At 64.2% G+C, this 15,666-nt stretch carries 13 protein-coding genes and 1 pseudogene; 6 read left to right on the top strand and 8 right to left on the bottom strand.

All coding sequences use genetic code 11. From position 1 onward, the window contains the following. Nucleotides 1–97 precede the first annotated feature (97 nt). Together AC1PLU_RS07730 and AC1PLU_RS07725 are read left to right on the top strand one after the other, a co-directional pair. The gene (locus tag AC1PLU_RS07730; protein WP_481108124.1) at nucleotides 98–337 is read left to right on the top strand and encodes a DUF378 domain-containing protein; all 240 of its coding nucleotides are present in this window, start codon (nucleotides 98–100) and stop codon (nucleotides 335–337) included. A 192-nt stretch (nucleotides 338–529) separates the two neighbouring features. Next, nucleotides 530–1,438 carry a peptidylprolyl isomerase gene (locus AC1PLU_RS07725; RefSeq protein ID WP_043889074.1) on the top strand — a complete coding sequence of 303 codons (909 nt, stop codon included), beginning with the start codon at nucleotides 530–532 and terminating at the stop codon, nucleotides 1,436–1,438. Between the two features lie 118 nt (nucleotides 1,439–1,556). Here the strand turns inward: AC1PLU_RS07725 and AC1PLU_RS07720 are convergent, their stop codons facing one another. Continuing rightward, the gene (locus AC1PLU_RS07720) at nucleotides 1,557–2,444 is read right to left on the bottom strand and encodes a DMT family transporter (protein WP_115040495.1); all 888 of its coding nucleotides are present in this window, start codon (nucleotides 2,442–2,444) and stop codon (nucleotides 1,557–1,559) included. Between the two features lie 170 nt (nucleotides 2,445–2,614). Between AC1PLU_RS07720 and AC1PLU_RS07715 the strand changes: the two genes are divergently transcribed. Both AC1PLU_RS07715 and AC1PLU_RS07710 read left to right on the top strand, forming a co-directional pair. Then, nucleotides 2,615–3,607 carry a LysR substrate-binding domain-containing protein gene (locus tag AC1PLU_RS07715; RefSeq protein WP_481108123.1) on the top strand — a complete coding sequence of 331 codons (993 nt, stop codon included), beginning with the start codon at nucleotides 2,615–2,617 and terminating at the stop codon, nucleotides 3,605–3,607. A 453-nt stretch (nucleotides 3,608–4,060) separates the two neighbouring features. Then, nucleotides 4,061–4,354, top strand: coding sequence for a hypothetical protein (locus AC1PLU_RS07710; RefSeq protein WP_023903350.1), 294 nt, complete (start codon nucleotides 4,061–4,063; stop codon nucleotides 4,352–4,354). Nucleotides 4,355–4,576: 222 nt separating this feature from the next. Here AC1PLU_RS07710 and AC1PLU_RS07705 read toward each other — a convergent pair whose 3' ends face one another. Continuing rightward, nucleotides 4,577–5,383 (bottom strand): DUF4349 domain-containing protein, encoded by an 807-nt coding sequence (locus tag AC1PLU_RS07705; protein ID WP_481108122.1) that lies wholly within the window; start codon nucleotides 5,381–5,383, stop codon nucleotides 4,577–4,579. Next, the gene (locus AC1PLU_RS07700) at nucleotides 5,380–5,736 is read right to left on the bottom strand and encodes a GFA family protein (protein ID WP_481108121.1); all 357 of its coding nucleotides are present in this window, start codon (nucleotides 5,734–5,736) and stop codon (nucleotides 5,380–5,382) included. The genes AC1PLU_RS07705 and AC1PLU_RS07700 overlap by 4 nt, the downstream gene beginning before the upstream one ends. 98 nt (nucleotides 5,737–5,834) lie before the next feature. On the opposite strand from AC1PLU_RS07700, the gene AC1PLU_RS07695 reads away from it, so the two are divergent. Next, a complete protein-coding gene (locus tag AC1PLU_RS07695) occupies nucleotides 5,835–7,640 on the top strand; it encodes a DUF885 domain-containing protein (protein ID WP_481108120.1) in 1,806 nt (601 codons plus the stop codon). Between the two features lie 334 nt (nucleotides 7,641–7,974). Here AC1PLU_RS07695 and AC1PLU_RS07690 read toward each other — a convergent pair whose 3' ends face one another. The 5 genes and pseudogenes from AC1PLU_RS07690 to rraA form a co-directional block, all read right to left on the bottom strand. After that, on the bottom strand, nucleotides 7,975–9,807 hold the full coding sequence (locus AC1PLU_RS07690) for an ABC transporter ATP-binding protein (RefSeq protein ID WP_481108119.1): 1,833 nt from the start codon (nucleotides 9,805–9,807) through the stop codon (nucleotides 7,975–7,977). An 84-nt stretch (nucleotides 9,808–9,891) separates the two neighbouring features. Next, the gene (locus AC1PLU_RS07685) at nucleotides 9,892–10,491 is read right to left on the bottom strand and encodes a plasmid pRiA4b ORF-3 family protein (protein ID WP_481108118.1); all 600 of its coding nucleotides are present in this window, start codon (nucleotides 10,489–10,491) and stop codon (nucleotides 9,892–9,894) included. Between the two features lie 244 nt (nucleotides 10,492–10,735). Next, nucleotides 10,736–12,001, bottom strand: a complete 1,266-nt coding sequence (locus tag AC1PLU_RS07680) for a cation:proton antiporter (protein WP_043889313.1) — start codon at nucleotides 11,999–12,001, stop codon at nucleotides 10,736–10,738. A gap of 333 nt (nucleotides 12,002–12,334) precedes the next feature. Continuing rightward, nucleotides 12,335–13,930, bottom strand: coding sequence for a serine hydrolase (locus AC1PLU_RS07675; RefSeq protein ID WP_481108117.1), 1,596 nt, complete (start codon nucleotides 13,928–13,930; stop codon nucleotides 12,335–12,337). Between the two features lie 22 nt (nucleotides 13,931–13,952). Next, nucleotides 13,953–14,452: pseudogene (rraA, locus tag AC1PLU_RS07670) on the bottom strand (ribonuclease E activity regulator RraA). Between the two features lie 324 nt (nucleotides 14,453–14,776). On the opposite strand from rraA, the gene AC1PLU_RS07665 reads away from it, so the two are divergent. Next, nucleotides 14,777–15,610 (top strand): DUF72 domain-containing protein, encoded by an 834-nt coding sequence (locus AC1PLU_RS07665; RefSeq protein WP_481108116.1) that lies wholly within the window; start codon nucleotides 14,777–14,779, stop codon nucleotides 15,608–15,610. Nucleotides 15,611–15,666: the final 56 nt, after the last annotated feature.

Below are 15,666 nucleotides of genomic sequence, written 5' to 3'. Positions count from 1 at the left end.
TGGCGTGCGCAACACCGTCATCGCAGCGCGCACGCTCACGAGCTGTTGCGCACTGCCTGCAGATTCTGAGGGCTCTCAACCCACATGGACTGCCTGCATGAAAGCGATCAACGTCATCACCCTGGTGCTTCTTATCATCGGCGGCATCAACTGGGGCCTGGTCGGCCTGTTCCAGTTGGATCTGGTCGCCACGCTGTTTGGCGGGCAGGACGCGCTGCTGTCGCGTGTGGTTTACACGCTGGTCGGCGTCTCTGCGTTGTGGCAGCTGGTCCCGCTGTTCCGCAACGACCACATCGCGACCGATCACCACACCAGCCCGCACGTGCGTAATTCGTAAGCGTGCATCACCCGGCATGCAGCGTTGAGATGTCGCTGTCAGCCTGCAGCTTTCAATCCGCAATTGCAGTAGGCAATCGATCGATGACACGACGCCGGCACACTTGCCGGCGTCGTGCTGTGTGGCGCACGTGCTTTGCGTCTTGGCGCGTGGTCGGCAAGAATCAGTCACCTTCTCCGCTTGGCTGCCTTCATGCTCCTGCGCACCTTAGCTTCCGCCTGCCTGCTCGCGTTGTTGTTGCCCGCTGCCGCCAATGCGGCCTATCGCAGCCCGCAACAGATTCTGGACAGCTCGCCGGCCAGCGCATGGCGTGTGCTCGACCCGGACCGCACGCTGTACATGGAACTGGACGGAGGCCGGGTGATCATCGAATTGGCACCGCAATTTGCGCCCGCGCATGTGGGCAACATCCACACCCTGGCGCACGAGCGCTTCTGGGACGGGCTGACCATCTATCGCTCGCAGGACAACTTCGTGGTGCAGTTCGGCGACCCGGATGGCGAAACCCCGGCCAAGGCCAAATCGCTGGGCTCGGCGAAGACGCATCTGCCGGCCGAATTCGAACGCGCATCGCAGGGCCTGGATTTTCAGCGCCTGCCCGACAGCGATGGCTGGGCGCCGCAGGTCGGCTTTGTCGATGGCTTTCCGGTTGGGCGCGACAGCGCCAGTGGCAAGACCTGGCTGGCGCATTGCTACGGCACGTTGGGCGCCGGCCGCAACAACGACGAAGACAGCAGCATCGGCGCCGAGTTGTATGTGGTCACCGGGCAATCGCCGCGCCAGCTGGACCGCAACATCACCGTGGTCGGCCGCGTGGTCAAAGGCATGGAATTATTGAGCGTGACGCCGCGCGGCCCGGACCCGATGGGTTTCTACGAAGACCCTGCGCAACGCGCACCGATCCGCGCCATTCGCCTGGCCAGCGAAGTGCCGCTGCCCGAGCGCACGCCATTGCAGTTATTGCGCACCGATAGCCAGACCTTCCGCGATGTGGCCGAAGCGCGCCGCAATCGCAAGGACGATTTCTACAAGCGCCCTGCCGGACATATCGATCTGTGCAATGTGCCGTTGCCGGTGCGCGCGCCGCCGGCGGCCGGCTGATTCGGGATTCGGGATTCGGGATTCGGGATTCGGGATTCGGGATTCGGGATTCGGGATTCGGGAAAGCATAGCCAGGCTCAGACATTTTCAGACCTGCGCGCACGCTTAGCGTGCTCGCTCAGCGGGCGCGCTGACTGAAGGCCACGCTGCCCAGGATCAGCACCGCGGCCACCAGCATGGTCCAGGTCAACGGCTCGCCCAGCAGCGACCACGCCAGTAATGCGCCGAACACCGGCACCAGATAGGTCACCGTGGAGGCGCGCGCCGGGCCGATGCGCTGGATCAACCGGTAATACATCAAAAACGCCAACCCGGTGCACACCACACCGAGTGCGGTGGCGCAGGCCCAGGCCACCGCCGGCACCGGCGTGGTCGGCCACTGCCACCACGCCAGCGGTGCCAGCAGCAAGGCGCTGCAGCCCAGCGTGGATGCCGCCGATGCGGCCGGTGGCAGATCGCCCATATGGCGCTTCACCAGGTTGTAGCCGATGCCGTACAGCAGCGACGCGGTGGCGCCAGCCAGCGCCGCAGGCCCCACGCTCAATCCAGCCGACTTGCCGGTGGCCAACACCAGCACGCCGATGAAACCGATCAGCAACGCCAGCGCGCGACGCGTGCCGATCTTCTCGCCGAAAAACAGAAACGCGATCAATGCGGTGAACAACACCGTCATCGCATTGCAGATCGCACCGACCGCAGCCGGCGCGTGTTGCGCACCCCAGGCGAACAACAAAAACGGCAATGCCGAGTTGAGCACGCCGATCGCTGCCAGCATCGGCCAGCGCTGCAAGGGGAAGCGCTCGCGCGCCAGCCACAGAAACGGCAACAACACCAACGCACCCAGCGCCAGGCGAATTTCCACCAGCACCACCGTGCCGAACTTCGGCGCGGCCACGCGCATGAACAGGAACGAGCAGCCCCAGACGATGCCGAGGAAACCCAGTTCCAGCGGGGTGCGCCATTCGCGTGTTACCGCTCCCGGCTGTGTCGACGGTTGCGCACTCATGAACGTGCCTCCTGACGCTGCTGTGGTGTGCTGAAACCGCAGGAAACAACACCAGGCAGGCAAACGGACATGGCACGATCATCGCTAAGGGGTAATGCAGCATCGGTTGCAACCGCAGGCACGACAAGCGCGTAGTATCGAGGCGAGCCACAAATCTCACTCATGCCTCGATGAATCTGCGTCCGACTCTGTTACCTGCGCTGGGCGTGTTTGTCGCCGCTGCGCGCCACCAGAACTTCGCGCATGCCGCCGAAGAACTGCACCTCACCGCCAGTGCGGTCAGCCACCACGTACGCAAGCTCGAAGCACTGCTGGGCGCAACCTTGTTCCAGCGGCTGCCGCGCGGGGTCAAGCTCACCGCCGAGGGGCGTCAACTGGCCGATGCCGCCAGTGCTGCGCTGGCCGAGATCGCCGCGGTGGCCGGCAACCTGCATCCACGCGAAGACGCCATCCCGCTGCGCGTGACCACACTGCGTTCGCTATCGTATTGCTGGCTGTTGCCGCGGCTGCCGCGCTTTTGTCGCGCGCACCCGCATATCCGCATGGACCTGCAATCGGACGCGGCGTTTTCGCGCTTCGAAGAAGGCGGCCCGGATCTGGGCATTCGCTATGGCCAGGGCGCATGGCCCGGGTTGACCTCGCATCATCTGATGGACGACGAGCTGTTTCCGGTTGCGTCGCCGTCCTTGCCGGAGGTCGCCGCACTGCGTACGCCGGCGCAGATCGCGCAATTGCCGCTGCTGAGCGACATGTCGCCGCAAGGCTGGCGCGACTGGTTCCGCGCCGCGCAGGTGCGCGGCACCACGTTGCCGCCGATGCACACCTTCAACGACAGCACCGACGCCATGCGCGCCGCAGTCTATGGCCTGGGTGCAGTGCTGGCGCGCAAGCACATCGCGCAACCGTATCTGCAGCGTTACGAGCTGGTGCGCCTGCCAGGCCCCACCCTCAAGGCACGCTACGCCTACTACATCGTGCACCCCAGCCATCGCGTCCCCAGCCCTGCAGCGACGGCCTTTATCGACTGGCTCAAACGCGAAGCACTGGACGAACGCACGCCGATGCCGGCGCTGCCGGCCGAGCTGGTAGCGTTGCCGGAAAGCGAGACCTTGAGTGAGCCGCGTATGGGTCGACGATCGCGCAAAGCGTCGGCGTCGGAATGAGGTCGCGCAGGAATCGTCTTTGCATACAACACGGCGCGAGCATTCCTTCTGCCTCCGGGACATTGCCTCCTTCGTGGGAGAAGGTGCCCGAAGCAGCAGCGAAGTCTGGAGCGGCTGTCCCTTCTCCCTCCGGGAGAAGGTGCCCCGAAGGGGCGGATGAGGGTACGAGCGAAGCCTGGCAGAGTTTGAGTGCAAGTGTGGCTTCGCCCCGTACCCTCACCCCAACCCCTCTCCCGCAGGAGAGGGGCTTTTTGGTTGCGCCGGGGGATCTGAAGACGCGCGCGTCAGTGGCGCACAAGCATTGCCTTGGCACCCCACAGGAGAGGGGCTTCATGTCGAGCGGGGAAAGCGCTCGTTGGGCTACACAGTCGATGGAACATCTAACGCGCACCATCACCTCGTTTTTTCCTGTCGATGCCTAGGCTTTAGCTCCCCAACCCCTAGGACATTCCCATGCCAACTCTTCGCATGCGTATCACCGGCACCGACGACGACGCGCGTGCCATTGCCAATCTGCTGCAAAGCATCGAAGGCATCGAGCACGTGGAAGAAGTGGACGATCTGATGCCGCATCTGGACGACGACGATTCCAGCTCGGCCGGTCTGTCCGACGACGAAGGTCCGGGCAGCCACGAGTTCGAAGTGGAAGCCGGCAACGAAGCCACCGCGCAGAAGGTGCGCGACGCCGTGCAGGAACTGGCGCTGCAGCTGGATGTGTTTGTCGAGTACGAAGTCGACGAAGGCTGAGCGCGCCGCAGCGACGACTGCGCGGCCATGGCGCACGCGCGGTCGTCGCTCAGCGGGTTGCATCACAGCGTTCGCTGCAATGCCGCCTGCGTCAGGCAGGCGGCGCGCGCACGCACTCTCGCTTTCTAAATAAAGCCGAGCACGTGCAAGCTAGTGCAGCATCGCCGACCAGCTTGACCACTAGACCGAAAATACTGCGCTGAGCCCGGCAGCTTCTCGACGTCACCGCGCAATGCGGCGCCGCCGCGCGCGCCAGCGCCAGGCCTGCAGCAGCAACCAGCCGGCAATCACCGCGACCACCACGACCGGCAGCAATGCCGCAACCGCGCGAATCACGAACGCCACGCTGGACGCGAACACCTGGCCGAACTCAGCGCCCGCTTCGGCAATCTCGCCCCTGCCCTGCTCGCCACCGGTGCTGCGGAAGTTGAGCGTGAGCAGTTGCGTGCGCACACGGCGTTGTTGCTGCGCCGCTTCTTGCTGAGTCTGTTGCGCCTCGGCTTCGATTTCGGCCAGGCGCTTGGACAATGCCAGCAGATCGGTCACAGCCAGATCGCGGCGTTGCTGCAGTTCGAGCAGGCGTGCGTGTTCTTTCTGCAAACGCGCCTGCGCCAGGCCGGTGTCGGCGATCTGCTGCGCCAGGTCCTCGGCGCGCGTGCTGCGCGCAGCGACATCGCCGTGCTGGCCGGCCAGTTGCACCATCGGCTCGATGCCATCTGGCGCCAGCCGCACGCTGACGCTGCCGCTGGGGTCGCGACCACCCGTTTGTTCGACCGCCAGCAACGCGCAGTCGCCGAACTGCGCCGCCTGGCAGGCATTGCGCACCGCCACGATGCGTTGGCCGATCTGGTCGGCGGGCAGCTCGATGCGCACATCGTGCTCATACGCCAATGCGTTGCCCTGCGCGGCGGGCGGCGCCGGCGCTGGAGCGCCACCGTCTGCGGCCATGTCCGCCGAGTGTCGCGCACATCCACTCAGTGCCCAGCCCAGCAGCAAGCCGACCGCGTAACGCTGCACGCCGCGCCTCATCGGCTGGCTCCATCGACCGCATGTACCCGCAACGCGGACAGATCCAGAGTGGGAAGGCAGCGCACATTGACCGCCACACTGGCCTCGCCGGTTCGGGGATTCATGCCCTCGCTGAACGGGGCAATGCCGCAGTGCGGGCAATGATGATGGTCGAGATGATGTTGATTGAAGCGGTAGGTTCCCAGCGCCTCCGGCTCACTCTGCAGACGCAGTTGCGTGCGCGTCCCGAACCACAGCAGGCCGCCGCGGCGACGGCACAGCGAACAATTGCAGTCGTACGCCTCGGTGATCGGCGCATCGGTCTGAAGATCGAACGCGATGCGTCCGCAATGACAGCTACCGGCGTAGTGCATGGTGATCCTCCTTGGAATCAGGCCACTCTAAACCAATGGCGGATGCGGACAAGCGCGCACATGCCTATGCTGGCGGATTGCTTCGATCGGAATCCACCATGCGTCAACGCCTGCTCGTCCTCGCCCTGCTCGCCGGCCTCAGCGCCTGCCAGCAGCAGCCCGAATCGCCGCGCGCCGGCACCAGTGATGCCAGCACCCAGGAGGCGCAGACGCCGGACGCGCGCTTTGCCGCACTGTCCAAGCGTGCACTCGACACCTGGATGCAGCTGTCGCCGGTCACCGCTACCCAGACCGGCGATCACCGCTTCGACACGCAGATCGACGACCTGAGCACCGCCGGCCGTCAGCACAGCCTGGATGCGGGCAAACAACTGCTGGCCGAGCTGGATGCCATCGAGGTGGCCAAGCTGTCGCGCGAGAACCAGGTCGATGCCGCGATCCTGCGCAACCAGCTGCAATCGGAAATCTGGAACACCGAGGTGCTGCAGAGCTGGGCCTGGGACCCGCAGGTCTACAACGGCCTGGCCGGCAGTGCGCTGTACGGCCTGATGGCGCGCGAGTTCGCGCCGCTACCCGAGCGGCTGACCTCGGCCACCCAGCGCATGGAGAAGATTCCCGGCATCTTTGCGCAGGCGCGCGAAAACCTGGACCCGGCCCGCGTGCCGAAGATCCACGCCGAGACGGTGGCCAAGCAGAACAAGGGCATCCTCAGCATCGTCGATACCTTCATCGCGCCCAATATCGGCCAGCTCGGCCCGATCGAAGCCGCGCGCGCGCAGGCGGCCATCGACAAGCTGCGCAAGGCCGTGGCCGAGCAGCAGACCTGGCTGGACACCGTGCTGGTGCCCAATGCCAAGGGCGATTTCCGCGTCGGCGCGCAGATTTACGATCAGAAGCTGAAATTCGCGCTGCTGTCGTCGCTGTCGCGTGCCGACATCAAGCAGCGTGCCGAATCCGAACTCAAGCGTGTGCGCAGCCAGATGTACGGCATCGCCCGCACGGTGCTCAAGGACAAACCAGGCGTACCGAAACTGCCCGCTGCCCCCAGCGACGATCAGCAGCAGGCCGCGATCGAAGCGGCGCTGGAACTGGCCTATGCCGACAAGCCGGCACGCGACAAGGTGGTGGACGCTGCCAAGGCTGCACTGGCGCAGTCCACCGAGTTCGTGCGTCAGAAAGATTTGATGACACTGCCCGATTCGCCGGTGGACATCATCCTGATGCCGGAATTCCAGCGCGGCGTGGCGGTGGCGTATTGCGATTCGCCCGGCCCGCTCGACAAGAATCTCAAGACGTTTTATGCGGTGTCGCCGATTCCCGACGACTGGAACGAGAAGCAGGTCGATTCCTTCCTGCGCGAGTACAACAGCCGCATGATCCACCTGCTTAGCATTCACGAAGGCACCCCTGGCCATTACCTGGAAGGCTGGCATTCGGGCAAATTCCCCTCCACGCTACGCGCAGTACTGCGCTCGGGCATGTTCGCCGAAGGTTGGGCGGTGTATACCGAGCGCATGATGCAGGAACAGGGGTATCTGGATAACGACCCGTTATTCCACCTGGTGCAGCTCAAGTTCTACCTGCGCACCATTGCCAACGCCATCCTCGACCAGGGCGTGCATGTGGACGGCTGGGAGCGCGACAAGGCGATGCACCTGATGACCCACGACACCTTCCAGCAAGAGAGCGAAGCCTCGGGCAAGTGGGTGCGTGCGCAGTTGTCGTCCGCACAATTGCCGACCTATTTCGTCGGCGTGCAGGAACATCTGGATACGCGCAAGGCGGTGCAGGACAAGCTGGGCGACAAATTCAACCTGAAGGCCTACCACGACCAGATGCTGTCGTATGGCGCCCCACCGGTGCGCTTTGCACGCGAGTTGATGCTGGATCAGCCGATCGAGTGAGTAGTCCCTTCTCCCGTCGGGAGAAGGTGCCCCGCAGGGGCGGATGAGGGTAAGGCGAAGCTTCGTGTGGCCCAACTGGCCAGTGGCTACGCCCCGTACCCTCACCCCAACCCCTCTCCCGACGGGAGAGGGGCTTAATGAAGAGCTGCCTGCATCCCTTCTCCCCTCGGGAGAAGGTGCCCCGCAGGGGCGGATGAGGGTACGGGCGAAGCTTCGTGTAGTCCAACTAGCGAGTGGCTACGCTCCGTACCCTCACCCCAACCCCTCTCCCGACGGGAGAGGGGCTTGCCAGTGCCGTTGTTGCGCGTTTTAAGCAATCTACCAACCAACTACATCACCCATCCGCCGCAACAAACCCTCCCGTCTGCCGCGCCCACAGCCGCGCATACAGCCCGCCCTGCGCGATCAATTCCGCATGCGTGCCGGTTTCGACGATGCGTCCCGCATCCATCACCACCAGCCGGTCCATGCGCGCGATGGTCGAAAGCCGGTGCGCAATTGCGATGACGGTCTTGTTGCCCATCAACGCGTCCAGACTGTCCTGGATCGCCGCTTCCACTTCCGAATCCAGTGCAGAGGTGGCTTCGTCCAGAATCAGGATCGGCGCGTCCTTCAGCAACACGCGCGCAATCGCGATGCGCTGCCGTTGACCGCCCGACAGCTTGACCCCGCGCTCGCCCACATAGGCATCGAAGCCACGCCGGCCCTCGCCATCCACCAGAGTGTCGATAAAACCTTCCGCGCGCGCCTTGCGCACAGCCTCCAGCATCTGCGCTTCGGTGGCCTGCGGTCGCCCGTACAACAGGTTGTCGCGGATCGAACGATGCAACAACGAGGTGTCCTGCGTGACCAGGCCGATCTGCCCGCGCAGGCTTTCCTGCGTCACCTGCGCGATGTCCTGCCCATCGATCAGGATGCGTCCCTGCTCCAGGTCGTACAGCCGCAGCAGCACGTTGACCAGCGTCGATTTGCCGGCACCGGACGGCCCGACCAGGCCGATCTTCTCGCCCGCACGCACCTGCAGATCCAGCCCGGCAATCACGCCGCCGCGTTTGCCGTAATGGAAATGGATGTGCTCGAACTGCACCTGTCCCTGCGTCACCTGCAGCGGCACTGCATCGGGCACGTCCTGCACCAGCACCGGCTGCGAGATGGTCTGCATGCCGTCCTGCACGCTGCCGATATCTTCGAAGATGCCGTTGACAGTCCACATGATCCAGCCGGACATGTTGTGGATGCGGATCACCAGGCCGGTCGCCAGCGTGATCGCGCCCACGCTGATCTGGCCGCGGTTCCACAGCCACAACGCCAGCCCGCAGGTGCCTACGATCAGAAAGCCATTGGCCACCGCAATGGCGGTATCCATGACGGTGGTCACGCGCGTCTGGCCGCGATGCTTGACCGTCAACTCATCGATCGCATCGCGCACATACGCCTGCTCGCGGCCGGCATGTGCAAACAGCTTGAGCGTGGATATATTGGTGTAGCCATCGACGATGCGCCCGGTCGCCTTGGAGCGTGCATCCGATGCGATCCACGCACGCGCCTTCATGCGCGGCACGAAGAACGCCATCAGCGCCACGTACACCACCAGCCAGAGCGACAACGGCAGCATCAACCATGGATCGGCCTGCGCAAACAGCCACAATGCGCTGCCGGTATAGACCACGATGTACCAGAGCGCGTCCACCATCTGCACCGCCGATTCGCGCAGCGAGGTGCCGGTCTGCATCACGCGATTGGCGATGCGCCCGGCAAAATCGTTATGGAAAAAGCCCAGGCTTTGCCGCACCACGTAGTTATGCATCAGCCAACGCGAGCGGTTGCTCAGGCCCGGCACGATCGCCTGATTGACCAGCAGGTTATGCAGGCCGGTGAACAACGGCCGCGCCACCAGCGTGATCAGCGCCATCCACACCAGTTCGCCGGCATGGCGACGGAAGAACGCCGGCCCCGGCCGCTCGGCGAGCATGTCGACGATGCGACCGAGGAAGTCGAACATCGCCACTTCCACCAGCGCCAGCAGCAACCCGGCGATCAGCGTAGCCAGCAGGATCGGCCACAACGGCCGCAGATAATGCAGATAGAACCGCCATACGCTACGTGGCGGCATTTCCCGCTCGATCGGCGGGAAGACATCGATCAGGGATTCGAACCAGCGGAACATTGCAACCACGTCACTGACACCGGGACGTCAGGCTAGCCGATCGCGCGTCAAGCCGCAGTGGCGTTCAGGTGTCGTCAGCCGCGCTTAGTCGCGGATGCGCGCAAGCAACCGGTTGACCTCGTCCAGATCGAAATGCGCCGGATCGAAGCGTCCACCCAGCGTCGCCAGCACTTGCACGTGTTGCGCATGGCCTGGGTCGGCGATGATCTGCAGAAACTCCAGGTAGTGCTCGATACCTTCGCTGTTTTCCGGCGGGCAGGCATTGGCGCCGTCCACGCAACGGGCGCCACGCAGGCCTGCATCCGGCGGCAGGATCGCCTCCACCTGCAGACGATGCTGCCAGCCCGCGCCGCTGCCGTAGAAATAATCGAACCACTCCAGCTCGCCCACCGCGCTTTCCAACGTGACGCGTGCCGCATGCTTGAGCCGTGGGCGGTCGGGAACATCCAGCCCGGACTCGCCGTAGCGGCCGCCACCCAGGTCGAACTCGTACGGATGCGCGCCGTTCCAGCCCATCGCCGGCTGCAGCACGCGATGCAGCGTCGCCAGGCGCAGCGACCCGGCCACCAGCAATCGGCGCCACACCAGCGGCGTGCTGCCCACCAGGGCGAGATGCAACTGATAGATCGGCACAGGCGTTTGCACCACCTGCTGTGCGGCTTTCTTTTTTTTGGCCTTGCTCATCGTGTCTTGGCTACCTGTTTGCAGTGCAAGTATGCAGCGATGCGCCACCGACTGCATCGCTGCATACTTGCAGCCGCCCAATTGCAGGTGGCCAATATCGATGACGCATGCAAGGACGCAAGCAAGCGCACGCAGATGGCAGACGCGCTTTCAGTACCTCGCAGCGTGGCGTGGCGGCATCAAGTAATTCCACCGTAGCCCGACGCCAGTTTGTCCCTGCATCTACAAAATCTGCGAAGCAACCTCAGCGCTGCTGCAGACTCGGCACCGCATCGGTCACGTGCGCATGGCGGCGCATGATCCAGTTGAACAGCGGCGTGGCCATCAGCGTGGACAGGATCGCCATCAGCACCAGCACCGAGAACAGGCCTTGTTCGATCACGCCGGCCTGCAAGCCAATATTGATGATGATCAGCTCCATCAAACCGCGTGCATTCATCAGCGACCCGATCGCCATCGCATCGCGATTGTTCTCGCCGGTGATCCGTGCAGCGGCCCAGCAGGCCAATCCCTTGCCAATGAACGATGCCGCCAGAATCGCCACGCCGGCCAGCATGATCTGCGGCTGCAGCAGCACGCTGAGCTGGGTCTTGAGACCGGAATAGGTGAAGAACATCGGCAGCAGGAACACCACCACGAACGGCTGCATCATCTCGCGCAGTTTTTCGGTCAACGCGCCCCTGGGCAGGCAAACGCCGAGCAGGAAGCCGCCAAACACTGCATGGATGCCGATCGCATCCATCGCCCAGGCGCTGAGGCAGAACAGCATCAGGATCACCGCCAACACGCCGTTGCTCAGCGGCTGGTCCGCCACCACGTAATTCTCGAGCCGCCGCAGCAGATGGCGGCCGACAAAAATCATGAACAACGCGTAGGCCACGCCACCACCGATGGCCAGATACGCGCCTCCCCAACTGCCGCCGAAACTGGCCAGCACGATCGCCAGAATGCACCACGCCGCCGCATCGTCGAACGCGCCGGCCGTCAACGCCAGCGTGCCCAACGGGCTGTTGGTCAGACCGCGCTCGTGGATGATGCGCGCCAGCATCGGGAAGGCGGTAATGGCAATGGCAGCGCCTAAAAACAGCGAAGCTTCCGTCAACTTGGCTTTTTCCGAAAACAAGCCATCCACGTTGATCAGCCACGGACACATCGCAAAGGCCAGCGCGAACGGCACCGCGATCCCGGCTAACGACACGCTCATCGCGCTGCGATAGCGCGCGCGGAAATGATCGCTGCGGAAGTCGGTACCGACCAGGAACATGTACAGCCCCACGCCGAACTGGGCCAGCACGTAGAGCACGTCCAGGGTCTGCTTGGGAAACAGCGCCGCCTGCACATCCGGCAGCAACATGCCGAACAACGAAGGGCCCAACGCCACGCCGGCAATCATCTCGCCCACCACTTGCGGCTGCCCCACCCGCTTGGCCAACAAACCCACCAGACGGCAGATCAGCAGGATCACTGCAGCCTGCAAGAAGAAATACACCGACATCTGCGGAGTGGTCATGCGCAAGGCAACATCTTTGAGGGTGCGCGGATCATATCGAGCCGTGCCAGCGGGCGATAGCCATCATGCAGCTGTCACGCAGGCATCGCCCGGGGTCGGCAGGGCTGTGCTGCACCGGCAAGCCAAGCGACGTGGTGTATGCGCGCCGAGCTCGGTTGCCCACACGCGCCGTGATCAATGCCTTGCTGACGCCCGTGCTGCAGAGCAGATGGCGATCCCACTGCCATGCAGTCGGTTGGGGGTAGCACTGGACGATGCGCCCAGGCTGCCGTGGCCGCCAGCCACTACACGCTCCGTGCAGTGACTGTGCCCGCCTTCGCAACCAACGGCGCATCACTTCTGCGTCGGCTGCCCTTCTGCAACCGGCGTCAACACCAGGTCCTGGAAATCGAAGCTGAAATCGGTCAACGGCGAGATCGCCTCCATGCGCATTTCGCGCACCGCGCCATCCGGAGTCAATGCGAAATTGACGAAGGCATCGGCATTCAAACTGCGGTCGTCCCAGCGCACGACGAAGCTATCGTGCTGCCAGTGCTCCAGCGTGCCGATCAGCTGCGCGGTCTTGGAAAACTGCAGACGCAAGCGCTTGCCGTCCTGGCGAATCACCACATCGCCGTACCACGGGTCGCGATAGGTCGCTGCGTAACTGCGCAGCGGCAACGACGGCGTGGAGCGCGCCGCGCGTGCATCCAGATGCTTCTTCCAGCTTGTGTCCGCATCGCTGTCGGCTTTGTCCACCGCCTTGGCATAGGCAGCCGTCCAGTCGGTGGCCGGCACCTGCAAGAACGCATCCAGCACCTGCAAGGTCACAGCATTGAACGCGGCACCGACTTCCTGATTGGTCAGCACCACCACGCCCAGGTGTTGATCGGGCACCAGGGTCAGCCGCGACACCATGCCCGGCCAGCCACCGGTGTGCCATACCAGCCGATGCCCGCGATAATCGCTCAGGCTCCAGCCTTCACCGTAGCCGGCAAAATTGGGGCGCGCGGCGGCCAGCTCCGGTACCGCCGGCTCGGCGATCGCAATCGGCGTGATCATCGACCACATGTCCTGCTGCCGCTTGACACTGAACAACGCGGTGCCATCGGGCAACGCGCCAGCGGCCAGTTGCAACTTCATCCACAGCGCCATGTCGTGCGCGCTGGAATAGATACCGCCGGCACCGGAGTTATTGGACCAGGTCAACGGCGCAACCGTGCGCAACTCGGTGAAGTCGTATTTGGCATGACCCACCGCCGCGTTGTCGCCGGGCTGCAGATGGTCGGCATTGAAGCGCGTCCCACGCATGCCGACCGGCGCGAAGATGCGTTGCTGCAGAAACGCCGCATAGCTCTGCCCGGAAACTTGCTCGATCACCTTTTGCGCGACTGCGTAAAGAATGTTGTCGTAGGCGTAGCGGTCGCGAAAACCGCCTTTCAACGGCACCTTGGCCAAGCGCTGCACGACTTCTTCGGTGCTGTAGCTGGTGGTCGGCCAGAACAGCAAATCGCCCGCACCCAGACTCAACCCACTGCGGTGCGCAAGCAGATCGCGCACGCGCATCTCGCCGCTGACATACGGATCGGACATGCGAAACCACGGCAAATGATCGATGACCTTGTCGTCCAGCGACAGCTTGCCCTCGTCGGCCAGCATCGACAGCGAGGCCGCCGTAAATGCCTTGGTGTTGGATGCGATGGCGAACAAGGTATCGGCCTGCACCGGCGCGGGCTTGCCGATCTCGCGCACGCCGTAGCCGCGCTCCAGTACCACCTGTCCATCCTTGACGATGGCCACCGCAATCCCGGGCACATCGAACTGTTTGCGCACGCGCTCCATCTGCGCATCGAACTGCTGCATGCCGGCGGGCAGCTCGGCTGCCTGCGTTGTCGTCATCACGCCTGCCAGCATCAGCACGCCTCCACTCAGCCATCGGTTCAAGGTCACTGCCACATCCTTATTTTCTCGATCAAATCGGTCCGCCGGCACTGTCCAACGACAGCGGCAGCGCTGCCACCAACACGCCGTTGGCATCGGCGTACAGCCAATGACCGGGTACGAACGCCACCCCGGCGAAATTCACCGGCACCTCCACCTCGCCCAGATCGCGCCGTTCGGTGCGGCGCGGGCAGGCGCCCAACGCCAACACGCCCAACGGCAGCGTGGCGAGAATCTCCACATCGCGCACGCAGCCATGGATCAACACGCCGGCCCAGCCATTGGCCACCGCCTGCGCGGCGATCTGGTCGCCCAGCAACGCGTGCTTCAACGAGCCCTGCCCGTCCACCACCAGCACCCGCCCATCGCCAGGCGTGGCGGCGAATTCGCGCACGCGCGAGTTGTCGCGAAGCAGCGTACCGTCGCAATTGGCCCGGAAAACGCCGCACGCCCACCGAAGTGGCGGAACAGCGGCTCGGCGACATGCACCTCGGGGAAGCGGTCACACAGATCGGGCGTGGTCCAGGTCATCGGTGCGATCTCAAGCGGCGATATCCGATGGTAGCGGCATGGCAGCGTCCGTGTAAGCCGATGGTCGGCTGGAAGGCAGAAGGTGTGGCTGCGGCGCTTACGCCTTGCAAGTGCGCGGCGCCGTTTTTTTGAATGGCCACAACGATGCATGACGTCACCCGACCAACTTGATCACCCGTGCATGCCACATGCGCGCCCAGCAGCCCCTGGCCGCTGGGCCTTCATCCCTGCACGCCCAGCGACGCTATCATCCAGCCAGGCATGCCTCGATCTGCCCGCAGCTGGGGCACACGTGGCTGTCATTACGCCACTGTGGAGCCCGCCATGACCGACCTATTTGATGCACCCCCGCCCGCGCTCGATGGCATCCATGTCGGCATTGGCGGTTGGGTGTATGCGCCGTGGCGTGCCGGCATGTTCTATCCACAAGGGTTGGTGCAACGGCGCGAGCTGGAATACGCCAGCCGCCACGTCACTGCGATCGAAATCAACGGCACTTACTACGGCGCGCAAAAGCCGGCGACGTACGCGAAGTGGCGCGATGAGGTGCCGCCGGGATTCGTGTTCTCCGCCAAGGCCCCGCGCCGTATCACCCAATCGCGCAAGCTGGCGGGCACCAAGGCGCAGGTGGAAGACTTCATCGGTGGCATTGCCGAGCTCGGCGCCACGCTCGGCCCGTTGGTGTGGCAGTTCGAGCAGGGGCATCGCCTGCAGGCCGATGACCTGGATGGTTTTCTGTCGCTGCTACCCAAACGCGCCGGCAAGCGCGTGCTGCGGCACGTGCTGGAAATCCGCGACCACGACGCGGTGGACGCCTCGCTACTGGCATTGGTGCGCCGCCACGGCGTGGCCACGGTGTTCACCGATTCGCAGGAGCATCCATCCTTTGCCGATCTGTCCACCGATTTTGTCTATGCGCGCTTGATGCGCAGCCAGGCGCGTCTCACTACAGGTTATCCGGCGCCGGCGTTGGCGCGCTGGGCCGAGCGTATCCAGGCCTGGCGGCGTGGCGAGGATCCGGCGGATCTACCGCACATTGATGCCGAGCCTCAAGCCAAAGCCACACCGCGCGAGGTGTTCGTGTTCTTCATCAGTGCCGCGAAAGAGCGTAATCCCGCTGCTGCGATGGCGTTGCTGCAGACGCTGGGTTCGCGCTAGCCCCGCCAGCGCGTGCCGCCGTCGGCAACCCGCGTGCATGGCCGCTCGACGTGGTT

It is taken from the genome of Xanthomonas sp. NCPPB 2933 (genome assembly GCF_056725225.1).
The sequence above is the reverse complement of the archived record's forward strand: the minus strand, read 5'-3'. Positions and strand labels throughout refer to the sequence as shown.